Below are 23,922 nucleotides of genomic sequence, written 5' to 3' on the forward strand. Positions count from 1 at the left end.
CTTGGACCACCTTTGTTCGGTCGGTAACACGGCGGCCGGGATTCTTCGATAAAGACAAAACAATCGCATTGCATTTCCGCTTTTGCGATTGTTCGACGAAATCAAGATCCGTTTGAAAATCCCGAACAGCGTGGAGGTCAGAAATGCGATTTGTAAAACAATGTGTGGCAGCAGCAGGGGCCGCGACGACAGCGCTTGCCATCTCGGTGGCGACCGCGCCGGCCGCAGGTGCCGCTCCAATCGGACCGACGCTCACCGCAGCGCCGGTCACCGTCTACCAGATTCCGGCAATCGGGTTGCAGATCAGTGGCCTTCTCACCGGCGGCCCTCTCCTGGCATCGGTCCAGGCAAGTGCACAAGCCCCCGGACTCACCACATTCTCCGCCCCTGCGAGCCCGGTGACATGTTCGACCACTGCAGCAGGCGCACTCGTACAGATCAACTACATCAATCTCTCCACCGGCATTCGCGGGAGCAGCACGGTCAAACCCTGCCGCTACTTCCTTGATCCCGCCCCCACGCACCAGACGGTGAACACCGGATCGGGGCCGGTTGCCTTCACGGTTTCGTTGAAGGGATCGTCCGCTTACCCGAATGCGGGCCAACCCTCCCTGCCGGGCGGTGGCGGATTCGTCGCGCCGTGACCGATTGAGACCGGCAGAGGTGCGCGCCGGCGCCGCGGTTGCACATCCGGGGCGCACCTCGACCGCCGTTACCTGTCCGTTACCGTTCGTCACGATTGCGCGCCGAAGCTCGTTGCGCATTGCTTGGGTGAGCGCAACTTTCTAGTGTTCAGACAGAGCCACCAACCTGACGCCCGAGTTTGCGTGGATTCGGCGTATCGAACGAGAAAGGCAGAACAATGAGCACAGATTTCCTGGCAACCGAGTTCTCCGACCACGAATGGCCGTTCGAGATCAGTGTCGAATCGTTCACCGACGCTCACGCAGTCGTCCGGGTGAGTGGCAACGCCGACATGGTCACCTCTCCGCAGTTGTTGGCGGTGATCAATGCAGCAATGACCAATTACTCAGAGGTGGTACTCGACCTGTCTCAGGTGAACTTCTTTTCCTCTGCCGCCATCGATGTGGTGCTCGATGCGTACGCTCGCCGGCCCGACAGCTTCAGGGTCTTCGCACCGGTTCGGCCGGCCCGTCAGGTGCTCGAGCTGTTCGCCGACGAGCGCCTCCTCACCGAAGCACCCGCTCCGGTCGTCGACATCCGCCGCGCCCCCGGCCTACAGGACGCGTCCTGATCGCTGCGGGTTCACAGCTTGAAACGGCCCGCCATGCCCCGCAAGGGCATGTCGGCGCTCGTGAGGATTCCTGGCCGCGCTTTGACCACCGAACGGATCGAGTTCAGCGCAGGCAAACCTGTGACGGTCATGCCGATGGATGCGAAATCCTCGGGGTTGTCAAGCCGCACTCCCGGTTTCGGAAAGATCATGTGCTTGCTGTAGATGTTCGGGTCGCCCTGGATATGGGTGATGTAGCAACCCTTGATATCCCAGCTGGGCGCGGTGTGCGGTGTCATCTGCCATTCCAGGTGTGACTCCACTCGCGGCACACCGTCCACCATGCCCTGGTACTTGATGTAATTGGCGCCCAGCGAACCCTTCGGCATCTGATACCACCCCAGGTCCACGTCTTTGGTGCACGCACCGAGCTCATAGGAGAACTTGACCTCGTCCAGCTTCAGATCAAAACAGTCGGCCATCATGTAGACGCTGTCGGAGAACACTCTCGTGTACTTCTCCAGTGATCCGGGGATCGACGGGTCGTCGATGGGACGTCCGTACCCGACCTCTTTCCACGTCTCCACCGAGTGGTGGCACGACACATCCACGGATTCGATGACCGTCACGTTTTCGATGTCTGCCACATCGGCGGAGTGCACGACTCCGAGGATCTGGCACAGTCCCGGGTTCATACCGGTGCCATAGAAGGTGGAACCTCCACGCTGACAGGCGGCTTCGAGCACTTCGGTGGTCTTCTTACCGGACGGGTGCGGATGGTTCTGATTTCTGTGGTGCCCCGTGATCCAGTCGGCCGTGGTGACGATGTTGATGCCGGCTTCGAGCACACGCTCGTATAGCTCTTCGTCCGGGAACACCCCGTGAAAGGTCAACACATCCGGCTTCACAGCGATGATGTCGTCCACCGACCCGGTGGCGATGACCCCGTTTGGCGCCAGGCCCGCTATCTCGCCCGCGTCCCGGCCCACCTTCTCCGGGGTGTAGCAGTGCAAGCCGATCAGCTCGAGGTCGGGATGACTTGCGATCCGCTTGATCATCTCGGTTCCCACATTTCCTGTGGCCACCTGGAATACGCGAATCTTCTCAGCAGTACTCATGTGTTGTCTCCCTGTTGATCTCGGCTTTTGTACCGATCTTCGGACCGGCGGTTCGACCACCGATCACGATGTGGCCTCGACTGTCGACGTGTGAGTGTGGGTGCGGTTCTGCTCATCTGGATAGAACTGCGCGGCCCAGGCGCGCAGGGCTCGAAAGCCCTCGAACTCCCTGCGCGAGAGGGCCGGTGGGTCGGAGTACCGCTGGTGCGCCCAGATGTTGATGTCGGCCGCGAACTGTTCGATGATGTAGTTCGCCATCGTCTTCGCGTAATCGTTCATCTCGGCGGACTGGTCACCGGGCTTGCGCCCGATCCACACCGTGAACCGGACATCGGACGTGCTGTCGTCGACGGGCGTCACCGCGGACAGAGTGCGGTTGTCGACCATGCCCCAGCTCTTGGTGACCGCCACGCCGAGTCCCCCGTTGATGGCCTCCACCCCGCTGCTGACATCGTCTTCGGAGACCGCATCGTCGAAGGCCACCGTGAAGTCGACATACGAGACCGGCTCGTCGAAATCCTGCCGGGTGAACTCCGGGATGAACGGCGTTTTGTGCACGAACTTGAAATGGGCGAAGTCCACGCCGTTTTCCATGATGTATTGCGGATGCAGTTCGAGCCGCTCGCGGTAGAGGACACCGACGGGGAACGATGGGTAATAGTCGTCCGCGCTCTTGCCGTCGTCGAAGTCGGCGAACACATCCGGAACATCGAAGTAAGGGGCTCGACCCTCCACGTCGTGCCAGATCCAGATGGATTCGTTGCGCTCTACGACGGGGTAACTGCGGATCCGCCGGCCCTTGTTCGGATGGTTCTCGTAGGGAATGCAGACGTTCCGGCCTTCGGAGTTCCATTCCCATCCGTGAAACGGGCAGACCAGGTTCTCGCCCTCCACATGTCCGCCGTAGCCGAGGTGGGCGCCGAGATGTTCGCAGTACGCGTCGAAGACCGCCACCTGGCCCGACGTAGTTCGCCATGCCACCATCTCGCGGCCGAAATACGTCATCCGGTGGACTTCGCGCACGGTGACCTCAGCCGACCAAGCCACCTGAAACCAGCCGGTGGGCTTCATGGACAGTGTGGGTTTGGCCACTCCGAACCTCCGCGTTTTCTCAATTACGTTGTGCCGCAGTCGACGCCGAGTAGCCACTCGGATGGACCACGCACCCTGCGGCGGCCGCGCTGACCACAACCGTAGAACCATCTGTGAAACTTGTAAAGAGGGTTCTTTGAAAGTGGGCGTCGCGGCTGACACCGACTACCATCAGCTGTCATGACCGAAGTGGCGGCGCCGAGCAGGCGGGCGAACAAGCGAGGAATCGCCACCCGCGAGAGCATGATCAAGTCCGCGATCACCGCGTTGGCAACGGGCGACCCCGGCGCCGTGTCGGGAAACCGGATCGCCCGCGACATCGGGGCCACCTGGGGCGTGGTGAAGTACCAGTTCGGCGACATCGACGGGTTGTGGGCCGCCGTACTCCGCTACACCGCCGAGCAACGTGGCGATCTGCCCGCGAACGTCAAACCGGGAGGAACCCTCGAAGAACGGGTGACCGGGTTGGTGGAGGCAATGTACGTCGGGCTGCGATCGCCGGAATCGCTGGCGATCGAGACACTGCGCGCGGCCCTGCCCCGCGAACGCACCGAACTCGAGCGCGACTTCCCCCTCACCGCAGCCGAGCTCGCCTCGTGGAAACCGCGCTGGGACAACGCTTGTGAGCGTGCGTTCGCGGACCTGGGTGTGGATCCGGTGCGGATCCGGCAGATGGCCGCGCTGATCCCGGCAGCCATGCGCGGCATCACCTCGGAGCGAACCCTGGGAACGTACGGCGACCTCGACGATGCCCGCGACGGCTTGGTCAACGCCATCATCGCCTATCTGGATTCGCAGTAGCCGCTGAAAACCTCTCTAGCGAATGGCTTTCCCAAACACGGAATGAATGATCGTTATTTCGTTGCAGTGCATCATGTTTCGTGAACAGTCGTCGAACTCACTCCGCGGTCGCGGGACCGGTGTTTTAATATCACCATGTCATTTGGTGGTCGGACTCTTGCCCTGCGTGTCGTCGCCGCAGTAGGTCTCCTCGTCGGATCGTTGGCGCTGTCGGGCATCCCTGCCGCGCAGGCGGATCCGGGGCCCGGGTCCCCGCTTCCGTCGGCCGACCCCTTCTACAGCTACGACGGGTCGCTCACCGACATCACGCCGGGCACGGTACTGCGGAGCCGACCGATGACTTTTCGGACGCCCACGCTCGACACCCCGATCACCGGTAGCCAGGTCCTCTACCGCACAACCGATCAGCAAGGCAGAGGTGCTGTCACCGTCGCAACAGTGCTGCGGCCGCTGGTGCCCGGACCGACGAAGCTGATCTCGTACCACATGGCGTACGACGCCCTCGGTTCTCAGTGCGATCCGTCGTACACACTCAGCGGCGGGTCATCCAGTCCCATCGCCGAGGCGGAGCAAGCAGTGATCGCCGGATACCTGGCCGCCGGATACACCGTGGTCGCCCCCGACTACGAGGGTGAAAATCTGGAGTGGACCATCGGACGCCAGTCCGGCTATGCCGCGCTCGACGGTGTCCGGGCTGCTGAGGCTTTCTTGAAGCTGCCGGTCTCCACCCCGGTGGGCCTGCTCGGGTACTCGGGCGGTTCGGTACCCACCCAGTGGGGTGCCGAGGTGGCACCGAAGTACGCGCCCGAACTGAACATCATCGGCGTTGCGGCAGGCGGATTGCCCGTCGACCTCGCCCACAACCTCCCCTACATCAGTGGTGGCACCCAGTGGGCGGGCGTGATCCCCGCGCTGATCGTCGCCTACCAGCGCGCCTACGACCTCGACACCAGCAAGTTCATCTCCGACTACGGCCAGCAGCTGATGCAAACGGTCAGTTCGGAATGCATCGCCAACTTCGCCGGAGACTATCCCGGTCTGACGGACGCCCAGATGGTGAAGGCTCCCTACACTTCGCTGCTCCAGGTGCCGCAGGTCGTCGGCGCGATCGACGACAACATCATGGGTAGCCAGGGAACCCCGAAGGCGCCATTGTTCCTGGCTGTCGGGCATGCCGACCCCATCGGCGACACCATCATGGTCACCGACGACGTGGTCGGACTGGCACACGAATACTGCGGCCGCGGAGTCGATGTCACCTACGCGCAGTACAACGGCCTCACGCACCAGGAATCGTTCCCACCGTTCGAGGCACAGGGCTTCGAGTACCTGACCGAGCGGTTTGCGGGTATCCCAACCCGTAGCAACTGCGCCAGCATTCCCCCGGTAACAGCCTCGCGCCCACACCGATTCCCTGACCACTCCATCCGGCTCAGTCCAGCAGCTCTGGCGAGACGGGTTTGAATCCGCGGTGTTCTGGCTACGTCCTACCCATGCGCTTGGGTTTCCGACATCGAATGCCGACTGTGGAACTCGCCATGTCGTTGCCGTCGGATGCGGTGTGGGACGTCCTGGTGGACTTGACGTCGTGGCCGAAGTGGGGCCCGACGGTTGCCGGTGCTGAACTCGATGAGCCCGGGCCGCTGAAGCTGGGGGCCCGCGGCAAGGTGTGGACACCGGTTGGCGTGCCGCTCCCCTTCGAGATCAACGAGTTCATCGACGGCCGTGTATGGGCTTGGCGGGTGGCAGGTGTGCCCGCCACCCGGCACGAGGTGATCCCGACACGGGGCGGCTGCGTGCTCAGCATGGCTGTGCCGGTGTGGGCGCCGGCCTACTTGAGCATCATGGCGATCGCGGTGCCTCGGATCGAGCGTCTCGCCGCCGAGCGCCTCGTCTGACGCACACATCCACAGCCGTTGGGACACGCTCTGTTTCGCTGCCGTTCACACGGGTGCAGATCGGATCATCCGGCACTAGTTTTCGTCCTCGTGCGCTGAGAAGACAACTTCTGCCCACCCGATGTGGTCACGGTACGTTTCCTGAGTGAGTAACTCGTTCCTGGCGGTCGTGTGCGCGATCGGCGCCGCTCTGTGTATCGCGGTGGGCACGGTGATCCGACAGCGATCGGCGTCGGTGATCAGCGATGAAGACGTGGGCGCGCTCGGGCCGATCACCACACTCGTTCGCAGACCGGAGTGGTGGCTGGGCACATTGGTCGGGTTCGGTGGTTACGGCCTCCAGGCGGTTGCTCTGGGGCTCGGATCGCTTCTACTTGTGCAGCCCCTTCTCGTATTGTCGTTGCTGTTCGCCCTACCACTGGGGGCGAGATTCTCCGGTCGTACCGTCCGGCCACTGGACTGGGCCTGGGCAGCGGCGTTGACCCTGTCCGTCGCCGTACTCGTTGTCGTGGGCGACCCACGCCCCGGTGTCGAACGCGCCGAGACGCAGCACTGGATCATCATCTGCGCCATCGGTTTACCGTTTGTCGCCGCGTGTGTCCTGCTGTCGCGAACCGGATCCAGGTCACGGCGTGCGCTACTTCTGGGACTCGCCGGAGGCTGCACTCTTCGGCGTTGCAGCAGTGCTGACCAAAGGGGTTGTCCATCTCGTCGGGCGCGGCCCCGTTGCGCTGCTCACGTCCGTGGAGCCCTACGCGCTGATCGTTGTGGCGGTGATCGCTATTTCACTGCAGCAGTCGGCTTTTCAGGTCGGCGCATTGCAGGCCTCGCTCCCGGCCACCACGGTGATGGAACCGATGGTCGCCTCACTGCTGGGCTTTGTTGTGCTCGGTGAGTACCTGCATGCCGACAAGGCAGTGGCCGCGATCCTGGCGATCGCGCTCGTCGCCACGGTCGCCGCTGCAATTGCATTGGCCCGAAGTGCCGCCGACAGTGAGGAGATGGTCGTCGCAAAGTAGAGAGACTGATTCGAGTCGGCTAGGTCCGACGTGATCGTGCAGATGAAACTCAGGACAGAGGAGCACTATGTCGAAATCACCCACCACCAATGACATCTGGCGGCGCCGATCTCTCATGGTCACGTTCGTTGCGGCCTTGGTGACCCAGAACGCCATCGCAATTCCCTACGTCCGCGAGAACGGCCCGAAGTCGGTACTGGACTTCTTCATCGGAGACATCCACAAGACAACGCCGGGCCGCTTCGCAATGGTCGACCTCATGTACGTGGTCGTCGGATTCCATATCTGGGCATTCTCGGAAGCGAAGAAGCTCCACATCATCCGATGGTGGGTCGCTTCATTTGTCCTCACCTTCGGGGTGGGCATCGCGACTGCGATCCCCTTCTTCCTGCTCGCACGGGATCGCGCTGTCGAGCGCCGCGGATCCGACCACCAGGTCGTAAGCGCCATGTAGTGCAAGCGGCCCTGTAGCCATCTGGGCAAGATGGCCCGCGTGCTGGCCTTATCGCCATGGCTGCCGTAGCGTCCGCAACGGGGAGGAAGTGGATGAACGAGCAGGAATCGTCACGCGCGAAGCAGGCATGGACCTACGCGTTGATCATGTTGTCCGTCGTAGCGCTGGTGATCGCGGTGGCCGGCCTTCTGAGGCCATCGCCGGATCCAGAGTTGACCACGGTGCCAACAACATCGACTCCGGAGCCCGATCCGGGTGCGCCTGTGGACGTCGACATCGTGGAAGAACCCGTGGACCCGACCGCACCTATACCTGGATGCGAGACGGTCGAAGAACCAGGCGAGGCTGAGTACACCTCGAGCTTCTCGATCGTTGAAGACAGCTACGACAACCCCAAATTCCCCTGGTTCAACGGCCCGAAGGCGACCGCGATGTCGAACGCTGCGGTCGCGTCGCTGCCCCCAACTGCCGAAATTGAGTTCGCGAGCCCGGAGCGATCGCTTGTGTTCCAGCCGATATCTGACTTCGGTGACGCGCAACCAGAGCCGAAAGGCTATACCTACGCTTCTGCCGCGTTGGTCAACGGCGACGCCAAAGGCAGCGTCTTCCTACAGGTGCAGAAGAACTCCGACCCGATTCCCGCATGTGTGGCGGGCTATCTCGATGAGCGTCGCACCACGGCTGAGGGCGTCGTGGTCGATGTGCAAGACACGTGGCGCGAAGTGGACAAGGTTCGAACGTTGACAAGATCCGCACACGCGTACGTGTCCGACCAATCATGGATTCACGCAGCCGCCTATGACAATTCCGGCGACGGACAATTCGAGCAAACCGGCAAGGTTCCCCTGACGATCGACGACCTGGTGCGAATCGTCACCGACCCTCGACTTCGCGTCAGTACCCCCGCACCACCGGGCACACCTCCGCCGCCAGAAGGTTGTCGCCACTCCTTTGGCTCGGACGGTGACGTGAACGCCCCACGTATTGATCGCGAGCAGGCGCAGAGGCTGGATTCTGTGCTCGCCACCATCGATCTCGCTGGGCCGCGCCTGAACCCGTTGCAACCGGGCGGGTCCGCAGATGATGTTCTGTGCTCGGACAACCCGGACGCGAAGGACGGTGCAGGGCTCTATATCTCGATCACCGGCGGCCAGCCACTTCCCACTCCCGAACGCCCCGTTCCCGGGTCCAGTGGCCAGCGAGAGATGCGGACGCTTCCCGACGGGACCGTCGTGCAGACGCAGCAGTCCTCCGGTTCGGTCTCGACGACGAGCAGTCCCGACAACTCGCAGAGGGAGACGACCAACTCCGTCGAAGTGACGCGTCCCGGCGGAACTCAAATCTCCGTCAGTTCCAGCGCCGCCGTACCCAATTCGCCGCTCTCCTTGGAAGAGCTCGAATCGATCGCACTCACAGACGGATTGGAGCTGTAGCCGTGCCCAACAGGAGTACCCGGGCGCTTATCGCGGCCGCCGCAGCCGCCGTCGTGACAGTCACCGCAGCGGCGACCGTGGTGGCCAACCAGGGTCCGACGTCGGTCAAGAAGATCACCGGAACAAACGAGCAGGCGCCAGGGCTCGCGTGGTCCCTCGATGCCGCCGAGTACCTCGGCCGTCCGTTCGCAGACTTCTCTGACCCGCGCGGGGGATCGTCGTACATGTCCGGCACTCCCGGATTCATCCTGGCAGCAGACACTCTCGTGACCATTGTCGGCATTCCGACCGACAGGTACGTCCTCGACGAGGCCGTGATGATCGGTGTCGACCCCGAAAACGGTTCTGTCCGCTGGCAATCTCCCGCCGCGGATCTCGAGCAATGCAGCGCGCAGCCGATCAAGGGAAAGATCTACTGCTACGCACAAACCGATGGCCACTCGATCGTCACGTACGACGTCAAGTCGGGTGCCTCAGAGAGGCGTTCCGGCGAGGAATACGTATTCGGTCTCACGACCACCGCCGACACCCTGTACATCATCGAAGGCAGCCCCGAAGACGGCGAGGTCCGGGTCCATTCGGGCAACTTCGACGACGTCTCTGCCAACTGGACGCAGAAATTTGACGTCAGCGGCGGATGGGAGGAGGTGTACCAGTCGGGCGTACTGACCGTGGCCGACGAGGTCGGGCTCGTGCGGATGGGTGTCTCTATGGCGCAGTTCGACGCCGATTCCGGCAACCTGTTGTGGGGCAGCGGCGAGAGCTGCGTCTCCAGCGCGACCCTCGAGTCCGGAGGTGTTGTGGTGCAATCGAACAGCGGGTGTGGGTCCGGCGACACCGAGTCCGAGCAGGTTCTGCGGGGCCCGGACGGCAAGGTGCTCGCGACGGCACAGAGTCCGGAAGCGCAGCGTCCGACATACGATCACGCCGTCGACGCCGAAGCCCCCGTCCTGCTCGGTGATTCCGCGTACGACCGCACCACCGGCGAACGCCTCTGGACCAACCCGGATCTCATCGCTGGGCAGTCGGGAATCATCTCTGCGGTTGTCGGGAACATGGCCTACCTGAGCGATTCGGCGAGTTCGAGCGCGATGGGCGTCGACCTGCGAACAGGAAAGCAGATGTGGCGCACCCCAACCGACGGTTCTTTCACCCCGCTCTCGGCCGGCGGCGGGCTGCTCCTTGGGTCCGGCTTGGTCGCCGGGGCCGAGGCGCTGGTGGCGGTCGACATCGGTACCGGCGAGATGGTGTGGACAGCGCCATTTGTGGCCATCGACGCAGATCCCGAGACGTTCCGTTCGGGCCGTGCCATGACACCGTACGACAACGGGTGGATCTATTCCTCGGACCGCCGGATGATCGGTCTCACTCCGCTCTGACGCGAAGTATGACTATTGTGGCCGTCGCACTTGTTGACGGTGCGAGCACGCAACGTGGCAGGCTGGTGCTGTGGCTGAACTCCTGTTGGTGAGCCGATGGTTGTCGGCGGTACCGGGCTTCCTGACGGCCCGAACCGGTCCTGGCGCCACAATCGGGTTTGTACCGACCGCATCGTCGATCTACGTCGACCGCGCCTGGGTGGACTTCGATCGAACAACTCTCCACGAACAGGGCTGGCATACAGTCGAACTCGACATCGAGGCCATGACAGCTATCGACCTCGCGAAGTCTCTGGAGACGGTTGATGCGGTCTTCGTCTCCGGCGGCAACGTCTTCCACTTGCTCGAGGTGTTGCGGCGCACGGGTTTCGCGGACGTTCTCACCGAACACGTCGAGGCCGGTCTCCCCTACATCGGAGCCAGTGCAGGTGCGTGCGTCATCGGCGCAGATATCGAGCCGCTTGCCCTCCTCGACGACCCAGCCGAGGCGCGCAGTCTTGACTCCACAACCGGGCTCGGCTGGATTGACGAAGTCATCGTGCCCCACGCCGACGGCATTGTGTCGGGTCGGGCGATCATCGACGAACTCAGACACCGATTCGGTGGGCAGTTCACACTGCGACTACTCGCCGACGACCAGGCCTTGCTGGTCTCGGGCAGTTCCCGCTCCGTGGTTCCATCCTGACGGCGCAGCTTTCGCGCCAGCTTCCGCCGGATATACAAACGAGGGAAGTGACGCGGTTCTCCGCATCACTCCCCTCGTGTACCCCTGCAGCGGTGAGGCTTTCAGGTCGCTTGTTTGGCCGTGGGAATCAACTGGTCCCAGCCAGAACAGCGTCATCTACGCCGATCGTGTTCGCGGCGGTGATCGAATAGTCCGGCAAGACAACCGTGTCGAGTTGCTTGACGTACTGCGTGGCGAAACCGGGGTACATGGTGGCGTTGAAGCCGTCTTCGGTGAGATACCAGCTCGAGCAGCCCGAGTTCCACGTGGTCTTGGTCAACCGTTGTTGCAGCTCCTCGTTGTACTGCGCCTGCACGTCTGCGCGGACGTCGAGGACGAAGTTCTGGTTCACTGCGGTGGCGATGGCGTCGACGATGTAGTCGATCTGGGCTTCCATATACACCAGTGCCGAGCTGTGTCCCGGGCCGGAGTTCGGTCCGAAGGTGAAGTACATGTTCGGGTATCCCGAGACGGCCACGGACTTGTAGGCGTATGCCCCTGCGCTCCATTCCTCAGCAAGGACGCGGCCGCCGCGTCCGGTGATCGGAATGGGTGTGCCCGCCTTGGATACATCGAATCCGGTCGCGAAAACGATTGCGTCGAACTGGTGCTCGATCCCCTCGACGGTGCGGATCCCCTTCTCGGAGATACTGGCGATCGGCCAGGTCACCAAGGTGCAGTTGTCCTTCTGCAGAGCCGGGTAGTACTGACTGGTCATCAGCAACCGCTTGCATCCGGCCCGGAACTCGGGCGTGAGCTGACGGCGCATCCATGGATCACGCACCTGGGTGCGCAGGTGCAGCTTGGACACTCCCTCGACAACGCGGGTCAACGGCGACTTCCACACCACACCCAAGGCGACGGATTCGTGGCCCCAGAACCAGGCTTTGCGGGCCAGCGACTGCGTGAACGGCAGGCGCCGATACACCTCGCGGGTCACCGGCCGTGTGCTGAGGTTGGTGCGCGGAAGAACCCACCCGGGTGTGCGCTGAAAGACCTTGACCGAGTCCGCCACACGGACCAGTTCCGGTACGATCTGCACCCCGCTCGCGCCGGTGCCCACCACGGCAACCTTCTTGCCCGCGAAGTCGTAGTCATGATTCCACCGGGCGCTGTGGATCTTCTCGCCCTCGTAAGTTTCGATACCGCGGATCTTCGGGAGACTCACGTTGGCAAGGGGACCCGACGCCATGACTACCGCGCGAGCGAAGACCGGCTCGCGGTCATCGATGGTGACCTCCCACAGCGACGAGTCCTCGTGCCAGGTCAGGTCGGCCACGTTGTGTTCGAACCGGAAATACTGGCCCAGCTCGAACTTGTCGATCATCGAATCGACGTAGGCGAGGATCTCTTCGCTGCCGGAGTAGGTGTGCGACCAGTCCGGATTCGGCGCGAAACTGTAGGAGTACAGGCGTGATGGAATGTCGCACGCTGCACCGGGATACGTGTTGTCGCGCCACGTGCCCCCTGGGCGCGTACCACGCTCGAAGATGGCGATGTCTGTGATCCCGCGTTGCTTGAGCCGGATCGCCGCGCCGACGCCGGCGAACCCGCCGCCGATGACGGCAACGGACAACACTTCACGGCCGCTCATGCGACGGGCTCGTAGGTCAGTTCCTTCGACCAGGTGGGCTGGGCGCGGAGCAGGCGTTTGGGGTACTTGGCGGTCAGGGTGACCATCGAATCGGCGAAACGGTGGTACGGGTGGTCGCGGTTGATCACGACCGATCCGTGCCAGCTGATGAAGCGGTACATCGGCAGGCGATTGGGGAAGGGGGTGCGCTCACCGACCTTCTTGAATCGCTTCATGGCGGTGTAGAGACGCTCCTCGTCGACACCCATCGCAACGATGTTGTCGCGCATCTTGTTCAGCAACGGGATGTAACGCAGGGTGCCGATGATCAGCGACGGGTGCATCCAGGCGCCGACGGTCTCGACGATGATCTTGCGCATCTTCGCATGACCCAGAAGCTCGATGACCTCGAAATCAACTGCGAGATGCCGTGACTCGTCAGCATTGATGCGTTTGAACACCTCTTGGCAGACCGGGTCGTCGATCTCGTCGACGATGAACTTCACCAGCGCACCGTCGAGAGCCACCTCGAGCATGGGAATCACTGTGCCGAGCACGGCCAGTGGGGTCTGGTCGGAGTACTTGTCCAGCCAGTCGATGATGAGTTTGACGTTGACGTTCGGCTGAGGGATCTCATCGTTCTCGAGCATCCCCCACCGGCGCATCAGCGCGAGTTCGGCGTTGGCGTGCTTTTGTTCCTCAGCATGAAAGTGGCGGTAGATGTCTCGGAGGGTCTCGGTCGGGGCCTTGCGCGCCATGGCCGCGAAGCCGCGGGCACCGACGTTCTCGATCCACATCAGATCCGACATGAACGGCTTGAGTTTGGCGTGCAATTCAGGGCTGATCAACTCCGCGCCCGGTGCGTCCCAGTCGATGTCGGCGAGGGCCCACTGACGGTCTTTGATCTTGTCCAGCATGGCATCGAAATCGAAGTTCGTTGTCATCGTCACTTTCCTGTCGTTGAAACGGATTGAAGCTCACTGTGCGGCGCCGGCTCGTTCGGGATAAGTCGATTGAGCAGCCCCGCACCGCGGGCATAGAGGGCTGGAGTGAGTCGCTTGGCCAGCCAGATCGCTTTGGCATCAAGCTGTGGAACGACGTAGAGGCGGCCCTTGTCGAAGGCGTCGAGCGTGCCGACGGCGACACGCTCGGGCGAGAACCCGGTCCACCGCATCAGGTTCTGCGCAAGTTGCGACGACTTCGCGGTGATACGGCCGTCCACGGCGACGTTGGTCTTGACGAAGGTCGGGCACAAAACGCTCACGCGCACACCAGTTCCCGACAACTCCGCCGCCAAGGTTTCCGACAGCGACATGACACCGGCCTTGCCGACGCTGTAGGGGCCCATGGTCGGCGCGGCGGCGAACCCCGCAGCGGAGGCGACGTTGATGACACCTCCACGTCCGGCCGCGCGCAGTTGCGGAATGAACGTTTCACACCCGTGGATGACACCCCACAGATTGATGCTCAACGCCCAATTCCAGTTGTCCAAACCGATGCTGCCCACCGGTTGCCCGCCGATGCCGACGCCGGCGTTGTTGATCACCACCGTTGGGGCACCACCGAATTCGAGTTCGGCGAACAGGGCGAGATCCTCCACCTGCGATCGATCGGCAACGTCGCACTGCACTGCGTAGCCGCGGCCGGCAAGGAGGCGAACGGTTTCCTCGGCCCGTTCGAGTGAGATGTCGGCGCACACGACGCGGCCTCCGCGCCGGGCGAGCTCGATGGCAAAGGCGCGGCCGATACCGCTTCCCGCGCCGGTCACCACGGCATCGGCGCCGTAGGACGGTGGCGGGGTCGAACGGAATCCGAACATGATTTCTCGATTTCTGTTAGTGGGCGGAACGGTCTTTGGAGGCTGCGCTGTGGCTGAGCTCGGTACGGAGGAACTGTGCTGCCCGCCGCAACGCCGGCGCCGCCTCCGGAGACACGCGATCAAGCGCTTGGAAGACATGCATCTGATCGGGCCAGATCTCAAGCGTGCATGTACCCGCGTTGGCTTCGACGAGATCACGCAGATATTCGGCGTCAGCGACCAACATCTCGGCGCCGCCCGCCTGCACCAGGAAGGGCGGCAGCACTGTTCCGGCCTCCACCGCCAGTCGCAGACGCGGGATATCGGGTTCCTGACCGGTTGTGTAGAGCGTGGTGAGGGCCCGCGCACCGGCGGCCGAGATCATCGGATCGCGCCGTACGCGCTCGCGGCGCTCGGCCAAATCGAAGGTCAGGTCGATCAAGGGGGAGAACAGCACCACCGCGGCAGGCTGGGGTACAGAGCGCCGCGCGTTGTCGATGACCAGGTCCAACGCGAGGTGCCCGCCCGCGGAGTCTCCCGCGACGACGATGTTGCCGGGGTCGTAGCCACGCTCCAGCAGCCACCGATACGCCCGCTCGATGTCGTCCGCGGCAGACGGAAACGGATGCTCGGGTGCGAGTCGGTACTCCACCACGAACACCGGCAGGCCCGCTTCACGCGAAAGTCGCGATGCCAGGCCACGGTGCGTGCGCGCCGAACAGATCGCATAGGCGCTGCCGTGCAGATACAACACCACCCCGGCGGCCTCGCCCGCGTCATTCTCGTCCGGCAACCCGGGTTTCGTGGCATCCACCCACTCCCCGACGACACCGTCGTCGCTGACCGCTGTGACCCTGGTTCCGCGCAACCGGCTGCCGCACAAACGCATTGCAACTTCGACGAGAACCCGCGCGACCTGCACGCCACCCTTGTCGTACGGAAGCCGCGACGCGACCGGACGCAGCGTCGCCGCCGTCAACCGGGCAGCACACCGGGACCGCAGGGATCCTCGCAATGGCACGACCGCGCCTCTCGTTGTCATAACGACAGCATCATCGGAAACTGTGCCATTTGTCAATGGTACGGTTTGTTCACGCAGTTCGAACGCACTTCGCTCCACGGAACAGGCCTGCCAGGGTCGGCCGAGTGCAGACAGTCCACGAAAGGATGACTCTTGACGATCGATTCGGCCGGCGACACGGCCACCAGCGCACGAACCCTTCGTCTGCAAGTCGAGAACGTCATCGAGGAAACATCCGACGCCGTGACCCTCGTCTTCTCCACTCCCGACACCGACCGTCTTGGGCCGTTCGACTATCGGCCCGGACAATTCCTCACCCTGGAGATCCCGCATGAGGAGGACCGCTCCGTCGCGCGTTGTTACTCGCTGTCGAGCAGCCCCGACTGCGACGATCGGCCGGCAATCTCGGTCAAACGCACCCCGGGCGGTTACGCGTCCAATTGGCTCTGCGACAACGCCACAGTCGGCATGACCCTGTCGGCGCTGAGGCCTGCGGGGTCTTTTGTGCCGTCACGGTGGGACAGGCCACTCGTTCTCGTCGCGGCCGGCAGTGGCATCACCCCGGTGCTGTCCATCCTCAAAACCGCGCTGGAAGTCCACCGGGCGCGGGTTGTGCTGGTCTACGCGAACAGATCGACAGAATCGGTGATGTTCGCGAGCACCCTGGCCGACCTACTCCAGCGTTATCCGACGCGCCTAGAGGTGATCCACTGGTTCGAGTCCGACCACGGTTTGCCGACCGCCGCCGGGCTGCGCAACCTGGTAACCCCATCGCCCGATTCGGATGCATACCTCTGCGGCCCTGCGGTATTCATGGATCTCGCGCATGAAGCCCTCGTCGCCGCGGGACTCTCCCCCGATGCCATTCGTCGAGAGGTCTTCACCTCCATCCAGGCCAACCCGTTCCATACCTCGGTCGCCGATCCCCCGTCCGCGACGGACGTGGGTACGCCTGTCACCGCAGAGGTCGAAGGGGAGGACTACACGTTCCGCTGCCCGCCCGACACCGTTCTCCTCGACGCGATGCTCGACAACGGTATCGACGCCCCCTTCGTGTGCCGCGAAGGAAACTGCGGCGCATGCGCTTTCACCCTCAAAGCCGGCGAAGTCGAGATGCGTGTCAACGACACGCTCGACGATTACGAGATAGGCAAAGGCATGCGGCTTGCATGCCAGTCCGTGCCTGTTTCCGACAGTCTCGACATCGTCATCGAGTAGGCAGTTCGACACTCATCGAATCTCGTACTCGGGGTACTGCAGGTCGTAAGCCTGTGTGGCATGGGCGATGCCGACTCGGTGGTCGAGTGATTAGCCGGCCGACGCCTTGACTAGGTGGGTCAGGCTCTGAACTTCGCAGAGAACAACATGCACGTGCGCAATGCAGTTCCACAGGAACGATTCCACCGATCCAACACGTGCGAAATCGGTCCGCGCTAGCTCGTTTGGCAGTAGTTGCTTATCGCGTCGGGTTGTCCACCCCTCCTCTTCGATCCGGAATAGTCACCAACTATCAGCCCGAGGTGGAACTACCTCAAAACCGTCCACGACCGATCGTCGCGACACGATTGTCCCGGCCGACCAGCCAGACGATCACGTCGAAGCAACGGATGACGCTGATATCTGATCCGATGTCCGCACGCTCACGAATGGTCTCGATGTGGCGGTGCAAAGCGTGTCCGTCGGCGGCGAGCTGATGGCGCAGGGTCCGGTAGAAGTCGCCGCGGTGAGGGTGGGTGAGCACGTCTTTGACCACCGTGTCGATGACTGGCAGTAGCCGGGGGCGTTTGCGGGCGAGGAGTTTGCTCGTTGTTACTGGCCCCACGCCAGCGGTCCGGATCAGTTTCCACAGTTGCTCACCGTGCCGCAGGTGCTCGTCGTCGAGGTTGACCAGGTCCAGGTCGTGTGGCAGAGCAGCTAGTACGTCGTTGAGGTGGTGCTGGCCGGGATGGAGGATGCGCAGTGCGGCCGCGGCGGGGACGTCGACGCTGAGCATGCTGACGGCGACCATATCGGCGGCGGTGAAGCGGTCTACGACATGCGGTGCATCTCCCCCACCGTCGAATCGTTCGAACATCGAACCAGTGAAGTTTGGCTGCCCCTCGGTGCCGATGTCAAAGTAGCGGCGCAGCAGGGCGGCCGCCTGATCGCTGCGCTGTCCCTGGAGCACCTCGGGAATCGCCCATGCTGCAATTGTCCTGCGCCACAGCGTAACCACTGCGCCGAGATCGCCGGGGTTCTTTGGCTCTCCCCGCAAAGAAACAGGACCGTCCACGCGATAAGCCGCCCTTGTTTCAGGTGGCTGCCTCTGACGGCGATCAGGGAATTCACGCTGGTACCGCTGTCGTGATCTGCGATAAAGCTGGTCAGTGCAGCACCTTGAGGGCGTTGACGTAATTGCCGGCCGGCTGAAGTCATGCCGACCAATCAAATTGAAACCGCCAGGTTCACATTGTTGATCGAGGCCGGTCGAGCAGGGCCTCGACGAAGATTTGTGCGTAACACAGGGCAGTCGGTCGTCGAGCGATGTTGTAAAGGCGGAAGCTCCGGCGCAAAGATCGTCAAAGACCCAAGACCAACGGAGGTCATCCGTCTGTGCTGCCCGGTCAGGCAGGCGTAGCGGCAGGCCCACGCCACGCCGTGACGGCCACCGTCGGTGTGTGACACCTATCCGCACAGGTTCCATGCTTGTCGGCCGTTAATCAAAAGTTTGCGGTAGGCCGTTGCACCGTCGCAGTCACCGACGTCGGTCGCGGTGAGCTGGACCGGGCCTCCGCTCTCGGGCGAGCCAGCAGGCGCGCACATCTGTCCCTGCCCTGTCGCTTCCATGCCACCCCAAGTGGACCAGGTTATGTTGCTGATTGTGTTGGCACACAGCGAGTTCAACGAGACTGTAGTGGGCCTAGCCGTGCCGTACCCGACGGAGTATTGGTTGTCGGAGCTCCCGAGCACGACGTTGTCACTATTGACGGTGGTAGGGGTTTGGCTGGTCGGTGTGTTTCGCGTCTGATTGGTGATGGTCCACGTTGCCGTGGTGGGGGTTTTACCGACCACCTCACCTATGTAGGCGCCGAACGCGACCCCGGTCTTACCAATGACCAGGCGTATCACTGCGGCGCCGAGCCCTTGAGCGCATGAGACCAGATCTGCTCCTAGGCGGTCTACACCGGCGTCTGATCGGGTGCCGGCGCACTTAATGAGCTCGCGACCTATGTCCAATCCTTTGAAAACGTTCTTCAGCGGGCCTTGTTGCAGCGCTTCCTCGTAGGCCCAGGCGCTCAGGGCGATCGCGTCCATTTTCGGGTTTCGGGTCAAAGTGCCGGTGCGAGGGCCTCGCTCGTACTGGCCGAAATCCATCCGGACGGTGTCCCCTGGACCGGCGACGTCGGTGGTGTTGACGGACTCGTCGTAGAAGTCTCGCAAATACTCGTTTGCCGAACCAGTTTCCGTGAATACGAGGTTCAGCGGGCGGGGGTCGGCGGAGAGTCGCCAGGCATACGGCGAGTTGATGGTGATTTCAACACTTGTGCTCGGTTCCATTGCATTCGACCCCGGGGTGTTCGAGATGCACGTCCACGCGATGTCGCCTTCCACCGCGGTGACGGTCTTGATCAGGTTGGGGTACGTCAACGGTTTACCGACGCAGTTTGGTTTCGGTGAACCCGTTCCCAAGATGGGTTTCACAAACTCGGTGAGCTGCTTATTCAGCTTGTCTGGCTTCAACCAGGCAAACATGTCCCAGCTCAGGTGACCGAGATCGGCTACGACAGTGTCGCCCTCGACACGGGCTTCAACCATGTCGACACTGCCGTCTGCACTGCGCGACACAACCACTGGCACTGCGCCCTCGGGGCGATCCGCGTCCTCCGGCAGCCGGTAGGTCAGCTGCAGCGGTGCGCCCGGCTGGCGCTCACCGTCTAGGGCAATCTGCACGGTAGGTGACAAGGGGTCGAGCCACGACACCCCTTCCGGCAGGACCACCTGCTCAGAAGGAACATCGTCGACCACACTCAGTTTTGAGCCTTGCCCAACCCCGGGCGGACCTGCAACCGTGAAATCGTTCAGGACAATCTCGACACCATCGCCGTTCACCGACGCTTCTAGCCGGTGAGCGGACGACTCACCGCCACTGCTCGAACAACCCACAATCAGACCGGCAACGACGGTAAAGATCGCGACAGCGCCGCCAGACATTCGCATGGCAGATTCTCTCACGCGCGACGAGCATGTACTGCAAGACAGGAAGATTCATGTGTTCGGCCGACGGCACCCAAATGTCAACCAAATCTTTTCGCTGCTGCTCTCAACTAGGTTTGTCCAACCATAGTCTTTCCACGCCGCAGCGGCGTGTGGTCGTGCCATCCGACCGCTGCACCCAGCACGGTAGCTGGCGAAGGTCTGTCTCGCCCGCCTACCCGCCGGCCGGAGCAGCTGAGCTACCCGCCGATGAAGACGCTACATTCGTTCGGAATGTGTCTCGCAGCTCATCGAGTTCGGGCGCTTTCGTCGACTGAAACGCGTAGATCGTTTCGAGCGTCTCGAGATTCTCCTGGGAGCACGCTGGATCAAGAACCCCGTCAAGGTTCGTCTCGATAGCTCTGTGGTTTCCGACTATGGTATAGCTTCCGGCGTCAAGTTCTTTGCCGCCCTCGGCAACCAGAATAAAGTGCGCTCCGAGCACGTACGGCGTGTTATAGAAAGTTTCGATATCGGGGCCGATTGTGAGCGCCATCCGATCCACAGCCCCCGGTTTCGTCTCAAATCGAACGTCGTGGTCGTGTTTTCCAAGTATCACTTGGCCGGTGGTGGGATCTGTGGGAATCCTGAATGTGTACTCGGCAGTGATCCCAGCAGGCCCGGCACCAGACCGAGTGCAGTCTCGCAAGACCTCAAAGTGCTTGACGTCCGCAATTACCTTGGTGATAAGAGATGGCTGTCCGCCACTATTCTTGAGCGTTAGGTCGATCGGGTTGGCCTTAAATTCCCCAACGGGTATGTCCAGGTTTACCTTCTTGGCCGCGCGATCGTAACCAACCGCTCTTACTTGTTCCGGGCCGCCTATGGAGGTCATTGCGACCTCGAGATCAGCGGCAGCGCTCTGCGTGGATTGATAGATCTGGAAGCCGGAGATCACTACGCCAACAACGCCAATTAAAGCTCCGAGCGTTGTCCACAGTGGATGCTTGACGAATGTCGATGTCGCACGCCGGATGCCTCGCGATGGTTGCGGCTCAGGCGGCTGCCAACCACCGAAGTCCCAGCCATCGGGAGCGGGGCCCCATTCAGGTAAGGGCGTCCAGTCCGGCCCCGGCGTCCAGCCAGAAGGCGGGGTGGGCCAGTTGGGAGGTGCGTTAAATGACATAGCAACCCTCTCCGGGTGGGGACGCGCCTATTCTTGCATGCAGTTCCATATGATCGCTGGGTTCACCGCTCGAATGCCAGTTAATCGAACCCCCTAGGCCTCGCTTCATACGTTTGGTTGATGCGCGCTGACGGTCGACTAGTTTCGCTAACATTCGATCTCGATCGTAATGAAGGGCTAACGCGCTAGCACCCGGAGGAGGGCGAGGTCGCCGACCTCAATTAAGTGGACACGTCCACCCGAAAGATGGGCCGCGTCGAGCACTTTTGCGACACAGCATGGCAACGCTGGTGAAGGGCGTCGCAGCCCGCGCTAAACCGGTTCTAGCAGCATCCGACCGACTTTGAACGTTTCGACAGACCTTACTGTCGGGTCCACGCAACCACCGACAAGCCGCCGTTGTGTCAGGTCGAGCGCTGGCCCCCTCGGCTGCGGCCGCCAGGGCTTTCAGCGGCTATTCGCGGACCGCTTCTGCCAGTGCTGCGGCGATCTCGTCTACCGTCATGATTGCAGTATTAAGTGCGAGGATGCCGGCAAGCAGGGGCGAGTGCCGCATCACCTCGTCCTTTGACACGTGGTGCCACACGGGGAGAACAAGGTTTTCACCTGTACCCATTTTCTTGCCGAAGAGCGCATCCAACTCTGCATTCGTCCACTGTTTGGCGAAGAAGTCGGGCGAGATGATCACTACTCCGAAGCGGGAGTTGGAAATCCCCTCTTCGATGCTTTGCCGGATCGAATGCCCAACCTTGATCCGGATCTCGTCGAACCACACATTAAGGTCAAGCGCTTCCAAGGCGTCCTTGAGCGGACGCGCGATCTCGTCCTTGTCCTCGCTCGCATGGGAGAGAAACACATCGTGCTCCGGGCGCTGGTTCCGAATCAACGGAGTAGTGGCGCCGACACGGCTCGGTAGTGGGGTTGCGAATTGCGTGGCGGCAAGGTCAGTCGTGCGAGCGAGTTCTTGCAACTTGCGCTCCCGCGATCGTTCCCGAACCGCTCGTTCCTTCTCGACCTTCCCTAGAGCGGCGTTAACCTTGACCTCTGTGGCCGCGAGTTTCTTTTCCAGATCGGCGCGTTTCTTCTCCGCGTCGTTGGCTGCTTTTGTCAGGCGCTCAGCATCGGCGCGTTTACTCTTCTGCGTCGCGGGGCTTTTGGACTTGTCTGCTGCCTGTCCGGCGGCAAGTGCCTTCTTCCGCTTGTCGGCGACGGTGCTCGACGCTGCGCCGATGTCTTTCCTGAGGCGTTCGGCATCTGCTCTGTACCGCTTGAGATCTGACTCCGCGCTCATGTGAGGACCTCGTATCTGATCGAACTAGCTGCGTCGCCTCGACGGAGTATGAGGTTACAGCGCGCCTACGACGTGAAGTGACACCAACGTTCGATTGCCCGAGAACGCACGGCTGTAACGTACATAACCTGTGGGTATCAACCCGCAGTGATTGACCGCGGATCGAGCCGTACGGACTCGACCAAGCATGCGAACCGACATCGCTGGCCCAGGAGCACCTCCCCCGACACCAACCGCTCAGCCGCGCGCCATATCCACGAACCGGCTCAAATGCAGTTGGTGCGCAACGGTAATCGTCGACGTGGGACCGTTACGGTGCTTACCCAGGATGATGTCGGCTTCGCCGGCTCGAGGGTCATCGCGCTCGAATGCGTCGGGGCGGTGCAGCAGGATGACCATGTCGGCGTCCTGCTCCAGCGAACCGGACTCACGGAGGTCGGACACCTGTGGGCGCTTGTCGGTACGTTGCTCGGGACCACGGTTCAGCTGACTGATGGCGACCACCGGAACCTCGAGCTCCTTGGCGAGCAGCTTGATGCTTCGCGAGAACTCGGAGACTTCCTGCTGGCGCGATTCGACCTTCTTGCCGGACGACATCAGCTGCATGTAGTCGATGACCACGAGTTTGAGATCATGACGCTGCTTCAAACGCCTTGCCTTGGCACGGATTTCCATCATCGTGAGGTTGGGCGAGTCGTCGATGAACAACGGCGCCTCGGAGATTTCACCCATACGGCGAGCCAAGCGGGTCCAGTCGTCATCGCTCATCCGACCCGAGCGCATGTCGCCGAGTTTGATCTTCGCTTCGGCCGAGAGCAACCGCATCACGATCTCGGTTTTGCTCATTTCCAAAGAGAACATGGCGCTGGTCATTTGGTGCTTGATGGAGCACGACCGCAAAAAATCCATAGCAAGGGTACTTTTTCCAACTCCAGGCCGCGCCGCAACAATGATCATCTGACCCGGGTGCAAACCGTTGGTCACTTCATCGAGATCGTGGAAACCCGTTGGCACACCAAGGGATAGACCACCACGCGACGCGATGGAGTCGATCTCGTCCATCGTGGGCTGAAGCAATTCTTCAAGCGCCACATAGTCTTCGGCGGTACGGCGCTCGGTGACCTCGTAGACCTCGGCCTGCGCGCGGTCGACGACCTCGGCGACATCCTGGCCGTCGGCCCCGGCGTAGCCGTACTGGACGATACGGGTGCCGGCTTCCACCAGGCGCCGCAGGATTGCCTTCTCGGCGACGATCTCCGCGTAGAAGCCGGCATTGGCCGCGGTCGGCACGGTCGAGATCAGCGTATGGAGGTACGGCGCCCCTCCGATACGTCGAAGCTCGCCCGCGCGGTCGAGCTGCCCGGCAACGGTCACAGCATCGGCAGGTTCCCCCTTGCCGTACAGGTCGAGAATTGCGTCGTAGACCGCCTGGTGCGCGGGCCGGTAGAAGTCACCGGGACGAAGCTTCTCCAGCACGTCGGCGATGGCGTCCTTGGACAGCATCATGCCGCCCAGAACAGATTGCTCGGCGGCCATGTCCTGCGGGGGCTGGCGGCCGAAGTCTTCGCTCGGGGGCACCTGCTCACGCGGAGTTGTATGCCCACGATCGTCAACTACGGCCAACGTGCCACCCCTTTCGCTTCAGGTTGTCTGGACCACTATTTCAAGAGGGTCTGACAACCCAATCGCCTCAGATCGCCGCCGATCTGCTTGCGCACCCGCCAGACA

General features: G+C 62.3%; 21 protein-coding genes and 2 pseudogenes. 12 read left to right on the forward strand and 11 right to left on the reverse strand.

Annotated features, from left to right (window positions below; all coding sequences use genetic code 11):
• The first annotated feature begins 143 nt into the window (after nucleotides 1-143).
• Nucleotides 144-644 (forward strand): hypothetical protein, encoded by a 501-nt coding sequence (locus MVA47_RS02605; RefSeq protein WP_247206550.1) that lies wholly within the window; start codon nucleotides 144-146, stop codon nucleotides 642-644.
• Between the two features lie 218 nt (nucleotides 645-862).
• On the forward strand, nucleotides 863-1,255 hold the full coding sequence (locus MVA47_RS02610) for an STAS domain-containing protein (RefSeq protein WP_247206551.1): 393 nt from the start codon (nucleotides 863-865) through the stop codon (nucleotides 1,253-1,255).
• Nucleotides 1,256-1,266: 11 nt separating this feature from the next.
• Here the strand turns inward: MVA47_RS02610 and MVA47_RS02615 are convergent, their stop codons facing one another.
• Both MVA47_RS02615 and MVA47_RS02620 read right to left on the reverse strand, forming a co-directional pair.
• Nucleotides 1,267-2,352 carry a dihydrodipicolinate reductase gene (locus MVA47_RS02615; protein ID WP_247206552.1) on the reverse strand — a complete coding sequence of 362 codons (1,086 nt, stop codon included), beginning with the start codon at nucleotides 2,350-2,352 and terminating at the stop codon, nucleotides 1,267-1,269.
• A gap of 63 nt (nucleotides 2,353-2,415) precedes the next feature.
• Nucleotides 2,416-3,444 (reverse strand): Rieske 2Fe-2S domain-containing protein, encoded by a 1,029-nt coding sequence (locus tag MVA47_RS02620; protein ID WP_247206553.1) that lies wholly within the window; start codon nucleotides 3,442-3,444, stop codon nucleotides 2,416-2,418.
• Between the two features lie 180 nt (nucleotides 3,445-3,624).
• Between MVA47_RS02620 and MVA47_RS02625 the strand changes: the two genes are divergently transcribed.
• The 9 genes and pseudogenes from MVA47_RS02625 to MVA47_RS02660 all read left to right on the forward strand — a co-directional run bounded on the left by MVA47_RS02625 (nucleotide 3,625) and on the right by MVA47_RS02660 (nucleotide 11,113).
• Entirely contained in the window at nucleotides 3,625-4,245 is a 621-nt protein-coding gene (locus MVA47_RS02625; protein WP_247206554.1) for a TetR/AcrR family transcriptional regulator, read from the forward strand.
• Between the two features lie 135 nt (nucleotides 4,246-4,380).
• Nucleotides 4,381-5,663 (forward strand): annotated as a pseudogene (locus MVA47_RS02630) (lipase family protein).
• A 75-nt stretch (nucleotides 5,664-5,738) separates the two neighbouring features.
• On the forward strand, nucleotides 5,739-6,143 hold the full coding sequence (locus MVA47_RS02635) for an SRPBCC family protein (RefSeq protein WP_247206555.1): 405 nt from the start codon (nucleotides 5,739-5,741) through the stop codon (nucleotides 6,141-6,143).
• 211 nt (nucleotides 6,144-6,354) lie between these two features.
• Nucleotides 6,355-6,741 (forward strand): annotated as a pseudogene (locus tag MVA47_RS26600) (DMT family transporter); the annotation flags it as partial.
• Between the two features lie 34 nt (nucleotides 6,742-6,775).
• Complete coding sequence (locus MVA47_RS26605) at nucleotides 6,776-7,162, forward strand: DMT family transporter (protein WP_308280463.1); 387 nt, start codon at nucleotides 6,776-6,778, stop codon at nucleotides 7,160-7,162.
• 67 nt (nucleotides 7,163-7,229) lie between these two features.
• Entirely contained in the window at nucleotides 7,230-7,616 is a 387-nt protein-coding gene (locus MVA47_RS02645; RefSeq protein ID WP_247206556.1) for a DUF2834 domain-containing protein, read from the forward strand.
• A 92-nt stretch (nucleotides 7,617-7,708) separates the two neighbouring features.
• Nucleotides 7,709-9,049, forward strand: coding sequence for a hypothetical protein (locus MVA47_RS02650; RefSeq protein ID WP_247206557.1), 1,341 nt, complete (start codon nucleotides 7,709-7,711; stop codon nucleotides 9,047-9,049).
• 2 nt (nucleotides 9,050-9,051) lie between these two features.
• Nucleotides 9,052-10,428, forward strand: coding sequence for a PQQ-binding-like beta-propeller repeat protein (locus MVA47_RS26920; protein WP_247206558.1), 1,377 nt, complete (start codon nucleotides 9,052-9,054; stop codon nucleotides 10,426-10,428).
• Between the two features lie 70 nt (nucleotides 10,429-10,498).
• Nucleotides 10,499-11,113 (forward strand): Type 1 glutamine amidotransferase-like domain-containing protein, encoded by a 615-nt coding sequence (locus tag MVA47_RS02660; RefSeq protein WP_247206559.1) that lies wholly within the window; start codon nucleotides 10,499-10,501, stop codon nucleotides 11,111-11,113.
• 127 nt (nucleotides 11,114-11,240) lie between these two features.
• Here MVA47_RS02660 and MVA47_RS02665 read toward each other — a convergent pair whose 3' ends face one another.
• Genes MVA47_RS02665 through MVA47_RS02680 form a run of 4 tightly spaced genes read right to left on the reverse strand, consistent with a single transcriptional unit; the run spans nucleotide 11,241 to nucleotide 15,544 of the window.
• Entirely contained in the window at nucleotides 11,241-12,746 is a 1,506-nt protein-coding gene (locus MVA47_RS02665) for an NAD(P)/FAD-dependent oxidoreductase (protein ID WP_247206560.1), read from the reverse strand.
• Nucleotides 12,743-13,669, reverse strand: coding sequence for a ferritin-like domain-containing protein (locus MVA47_RS02670; RefSeq protein ID WP_247206561.1), 927 nt, complete (start codon nucleotides 13,667-13,669; stop codon nucleotides 12,743-12,745). Before MVA47_RS02670 ends, MVA47_RS02665 begins: the two co-directional genes overlap by 4 nt.
• Nucleotides 13,670-13,671: 2 nt before the next feature.
• Nucleotides 13,672-14,544, reverse strand: coding sequence for an SDR family oxidoreductase (locus MVA47_RS02675; protein ID WP_247206562.1), 873 nt, complete (start codon nucleotides 14,542-14,544; stop codon nucleotides 13,672-13,674).
• Nucleotides 14,545-14,560: 16 nt separating this feature from the next.
• Entirely contained in the window at nucleotides 14,561-15,544 is a 984-nt protein-coding gene (locus MVA47_RS02680) for an alpha/beta hydrolase (RefSeq protein WP_247206563.1), read from the reverse strand.
• 153 nt (nucleotides 15,545-15,697) lie between these two features.
• Here MVA47_RS02680 and MVA47_RS02685 point away from each other — a divergent pair, with 153 nt between their 5' ends.
• The gene (locus tag MVA47_RS02685) at nucleotides 15,698-16,762 is read left to right on the forward strand and encodes a ferredoxin--NADP reductase (protein ID WP_247206564.1); all 1,065 of its coding nucleotides are present in this window, start codon (nucleotides 15,698-15,700) and stop codon (nucleotides 16,760-16,762) included.
• Between the two features lie 313 nt (nucleotides 16,763-17,075).
• On the opposite strand, the gene MVA47_RS02690 is transcribed toward MVA47_RS02685, so the two are convergent.
• The 5 genes from MVA47_RS02690 to dnaB form a co-directional block, all read right to left on the reverse strand.
• Entirely contained in the window at nucleotides 17,076-17,798 is a 723-nt protein-coding gene (locus tag MVA47_RS02690; RefSeq protein WP_247206565.1) for a DUF6308 family protein, read from the reverse strand.
• A 410-nt stretch (nucleotides 17,799-18,208) separates the two neighbouring features.
• A complete protein-coding gene (locus tag MVA47_RS02695; RefSeq protein WP_247206566.1) occupies nucleotides 18,209-19,756 on the reverse strand; it encodes a hypothetical protein in 1,548 nt (515 codons plus the stop codon).
• A gap of 196 nt (nucleotides 19,757-19,952) precedes the next feature.
• Complete coding sequence (locus MVA47_RS02700) at nucleotides 19,953-20,612, reverse strand: hypothetical protein (protein ID WP_247206567.1); 660 nt, start codon at nucleotides 20,610-20,612, stop codon at nucleotides 19,953-19,955.
• A gap of 745 nt (nucleotides 20,613-21,357) precedes the next feature.
• The gene (locus tag MVA47_RS02705) at nucleotides 21,358-22,194 is read right to left on the reverse strand and encodes a TIR domain-containing protein (RefSeq protein WP_247206568.1); all 837 of its coding nucleotides are present in this window, start codon (nucleotides 22,192-22,194) and stop codon (nucleotides 21,358-21,360) included.
• Nucleotides 22,195-22,431: 237 nt separating this feature from the next.
• Complete coding sequence (gene dnaB, locus MVA47_RS02710) at nucleotides 22,432-23,817, reverse strand: replicative DNA helicase (protein WP_120802581.1); 1,386 nt, start codon at nucleotides 23,815-23,817, stop codon at nucleotides 22,432-22,434.
• Nucleotides 23,818-23,922 lie beyond the last annotated feature (105 nt).

This window comes from Williamsia sp. DF01-3, assembly GCF_023051145.1.
In the GTDB taxonomy this organism is placed as follows: domain Bacteria; phylum Actinomycetota; class Actinomycetes; order Mycobacteriales; family Mycobacteriaceae; genus Williamsia.

Bases quoted from the DNA above. Each gene is read 5' to 3' on its own strand.
- MVA47_RS02605 (WP_247206550.1), top strand. From the start codon at position 144: ATGCGATTTGTAAAACAATGTGTGGCAGCAGCAGGGGCCGCGACGACA.
- MVA47_RS02625 (WP_247206554.1), top strand. From the start codon at position 3,625: ATGACCGAAGTGGCGGCGCCGAGCAGGCGGGCGAACAAGCGAGGAATC.
- MVA47_RS02700 (WP_247206567.1), bottom strand. From the start codon at position 20,612: ATGACCTCCATAGGCGGCCCGGAACAAGTAAGAGCGGTTGGTTACGAT.
- MVA47_RS02615 (WP_247206552.1), bottom strand. From the start codon at position 2,352: ATGAGTACTGCTGAGAAGATTCGCGTATTCCAGGTGGCCACAGGAAAT.
- MVA47_RS02645 (WP_247206556.1), top strand. From the start codon at position 7,230: ATGTCGAAATCACCCACCACCAATGACATCTGGCGGCGCCGATCTCTC.
- MVA47_RS02675 (WP_247206562.1), bottom strand. From the start codon at position 14,544: ATGTTCGGATTCCGTTCGACCCCGCCACCGTCCTACGGCGCCGATGCC.
- MVA47_RS02635 (WP_247206555.1), top strand. From the start codon at position 5,739: ATGCGCTTGGGTTTCCGACATCGAATGCCGACTGTGGAACTCGCCATG.
- MVA47_RS02670 (WP_247206561.1), bottom strand. From the start codon at position 13,669: ATGACAACGAACTTCGATTTCGATGCCATGCTGGACAAGATCAAAGAC.
- MVA47_RS02610 (WP_247206551.1), top strand. From the start codon at position 863: ATGAGCACAGATTTCCTGGCAACCGAGTTCTCCGACCACGAATGGCCG.
- MVA47_RS02650 (WP_247206557.1), top strand. From the start codon at position 7,709: ATGAACGAGCAGGAATCGTCACGCGCGAAGCAGGCATGGACCTACGCG.
- MVA47_RS02705 (WP_247206568.1), bottom strand. From the start codon at position 22,194: ATGAGCGCGGAGTCAGATCTCAAGCGGTACAGAGCAGATGCCGAACGC.
- MVA47_RS02665 (WP_247206560.1), bottom strand. From the start codon at position 12,746: ATGAGCGGCCGTGAAGTGTTGTCCGTTGCCGTCATCGGCGGCGGGTTC.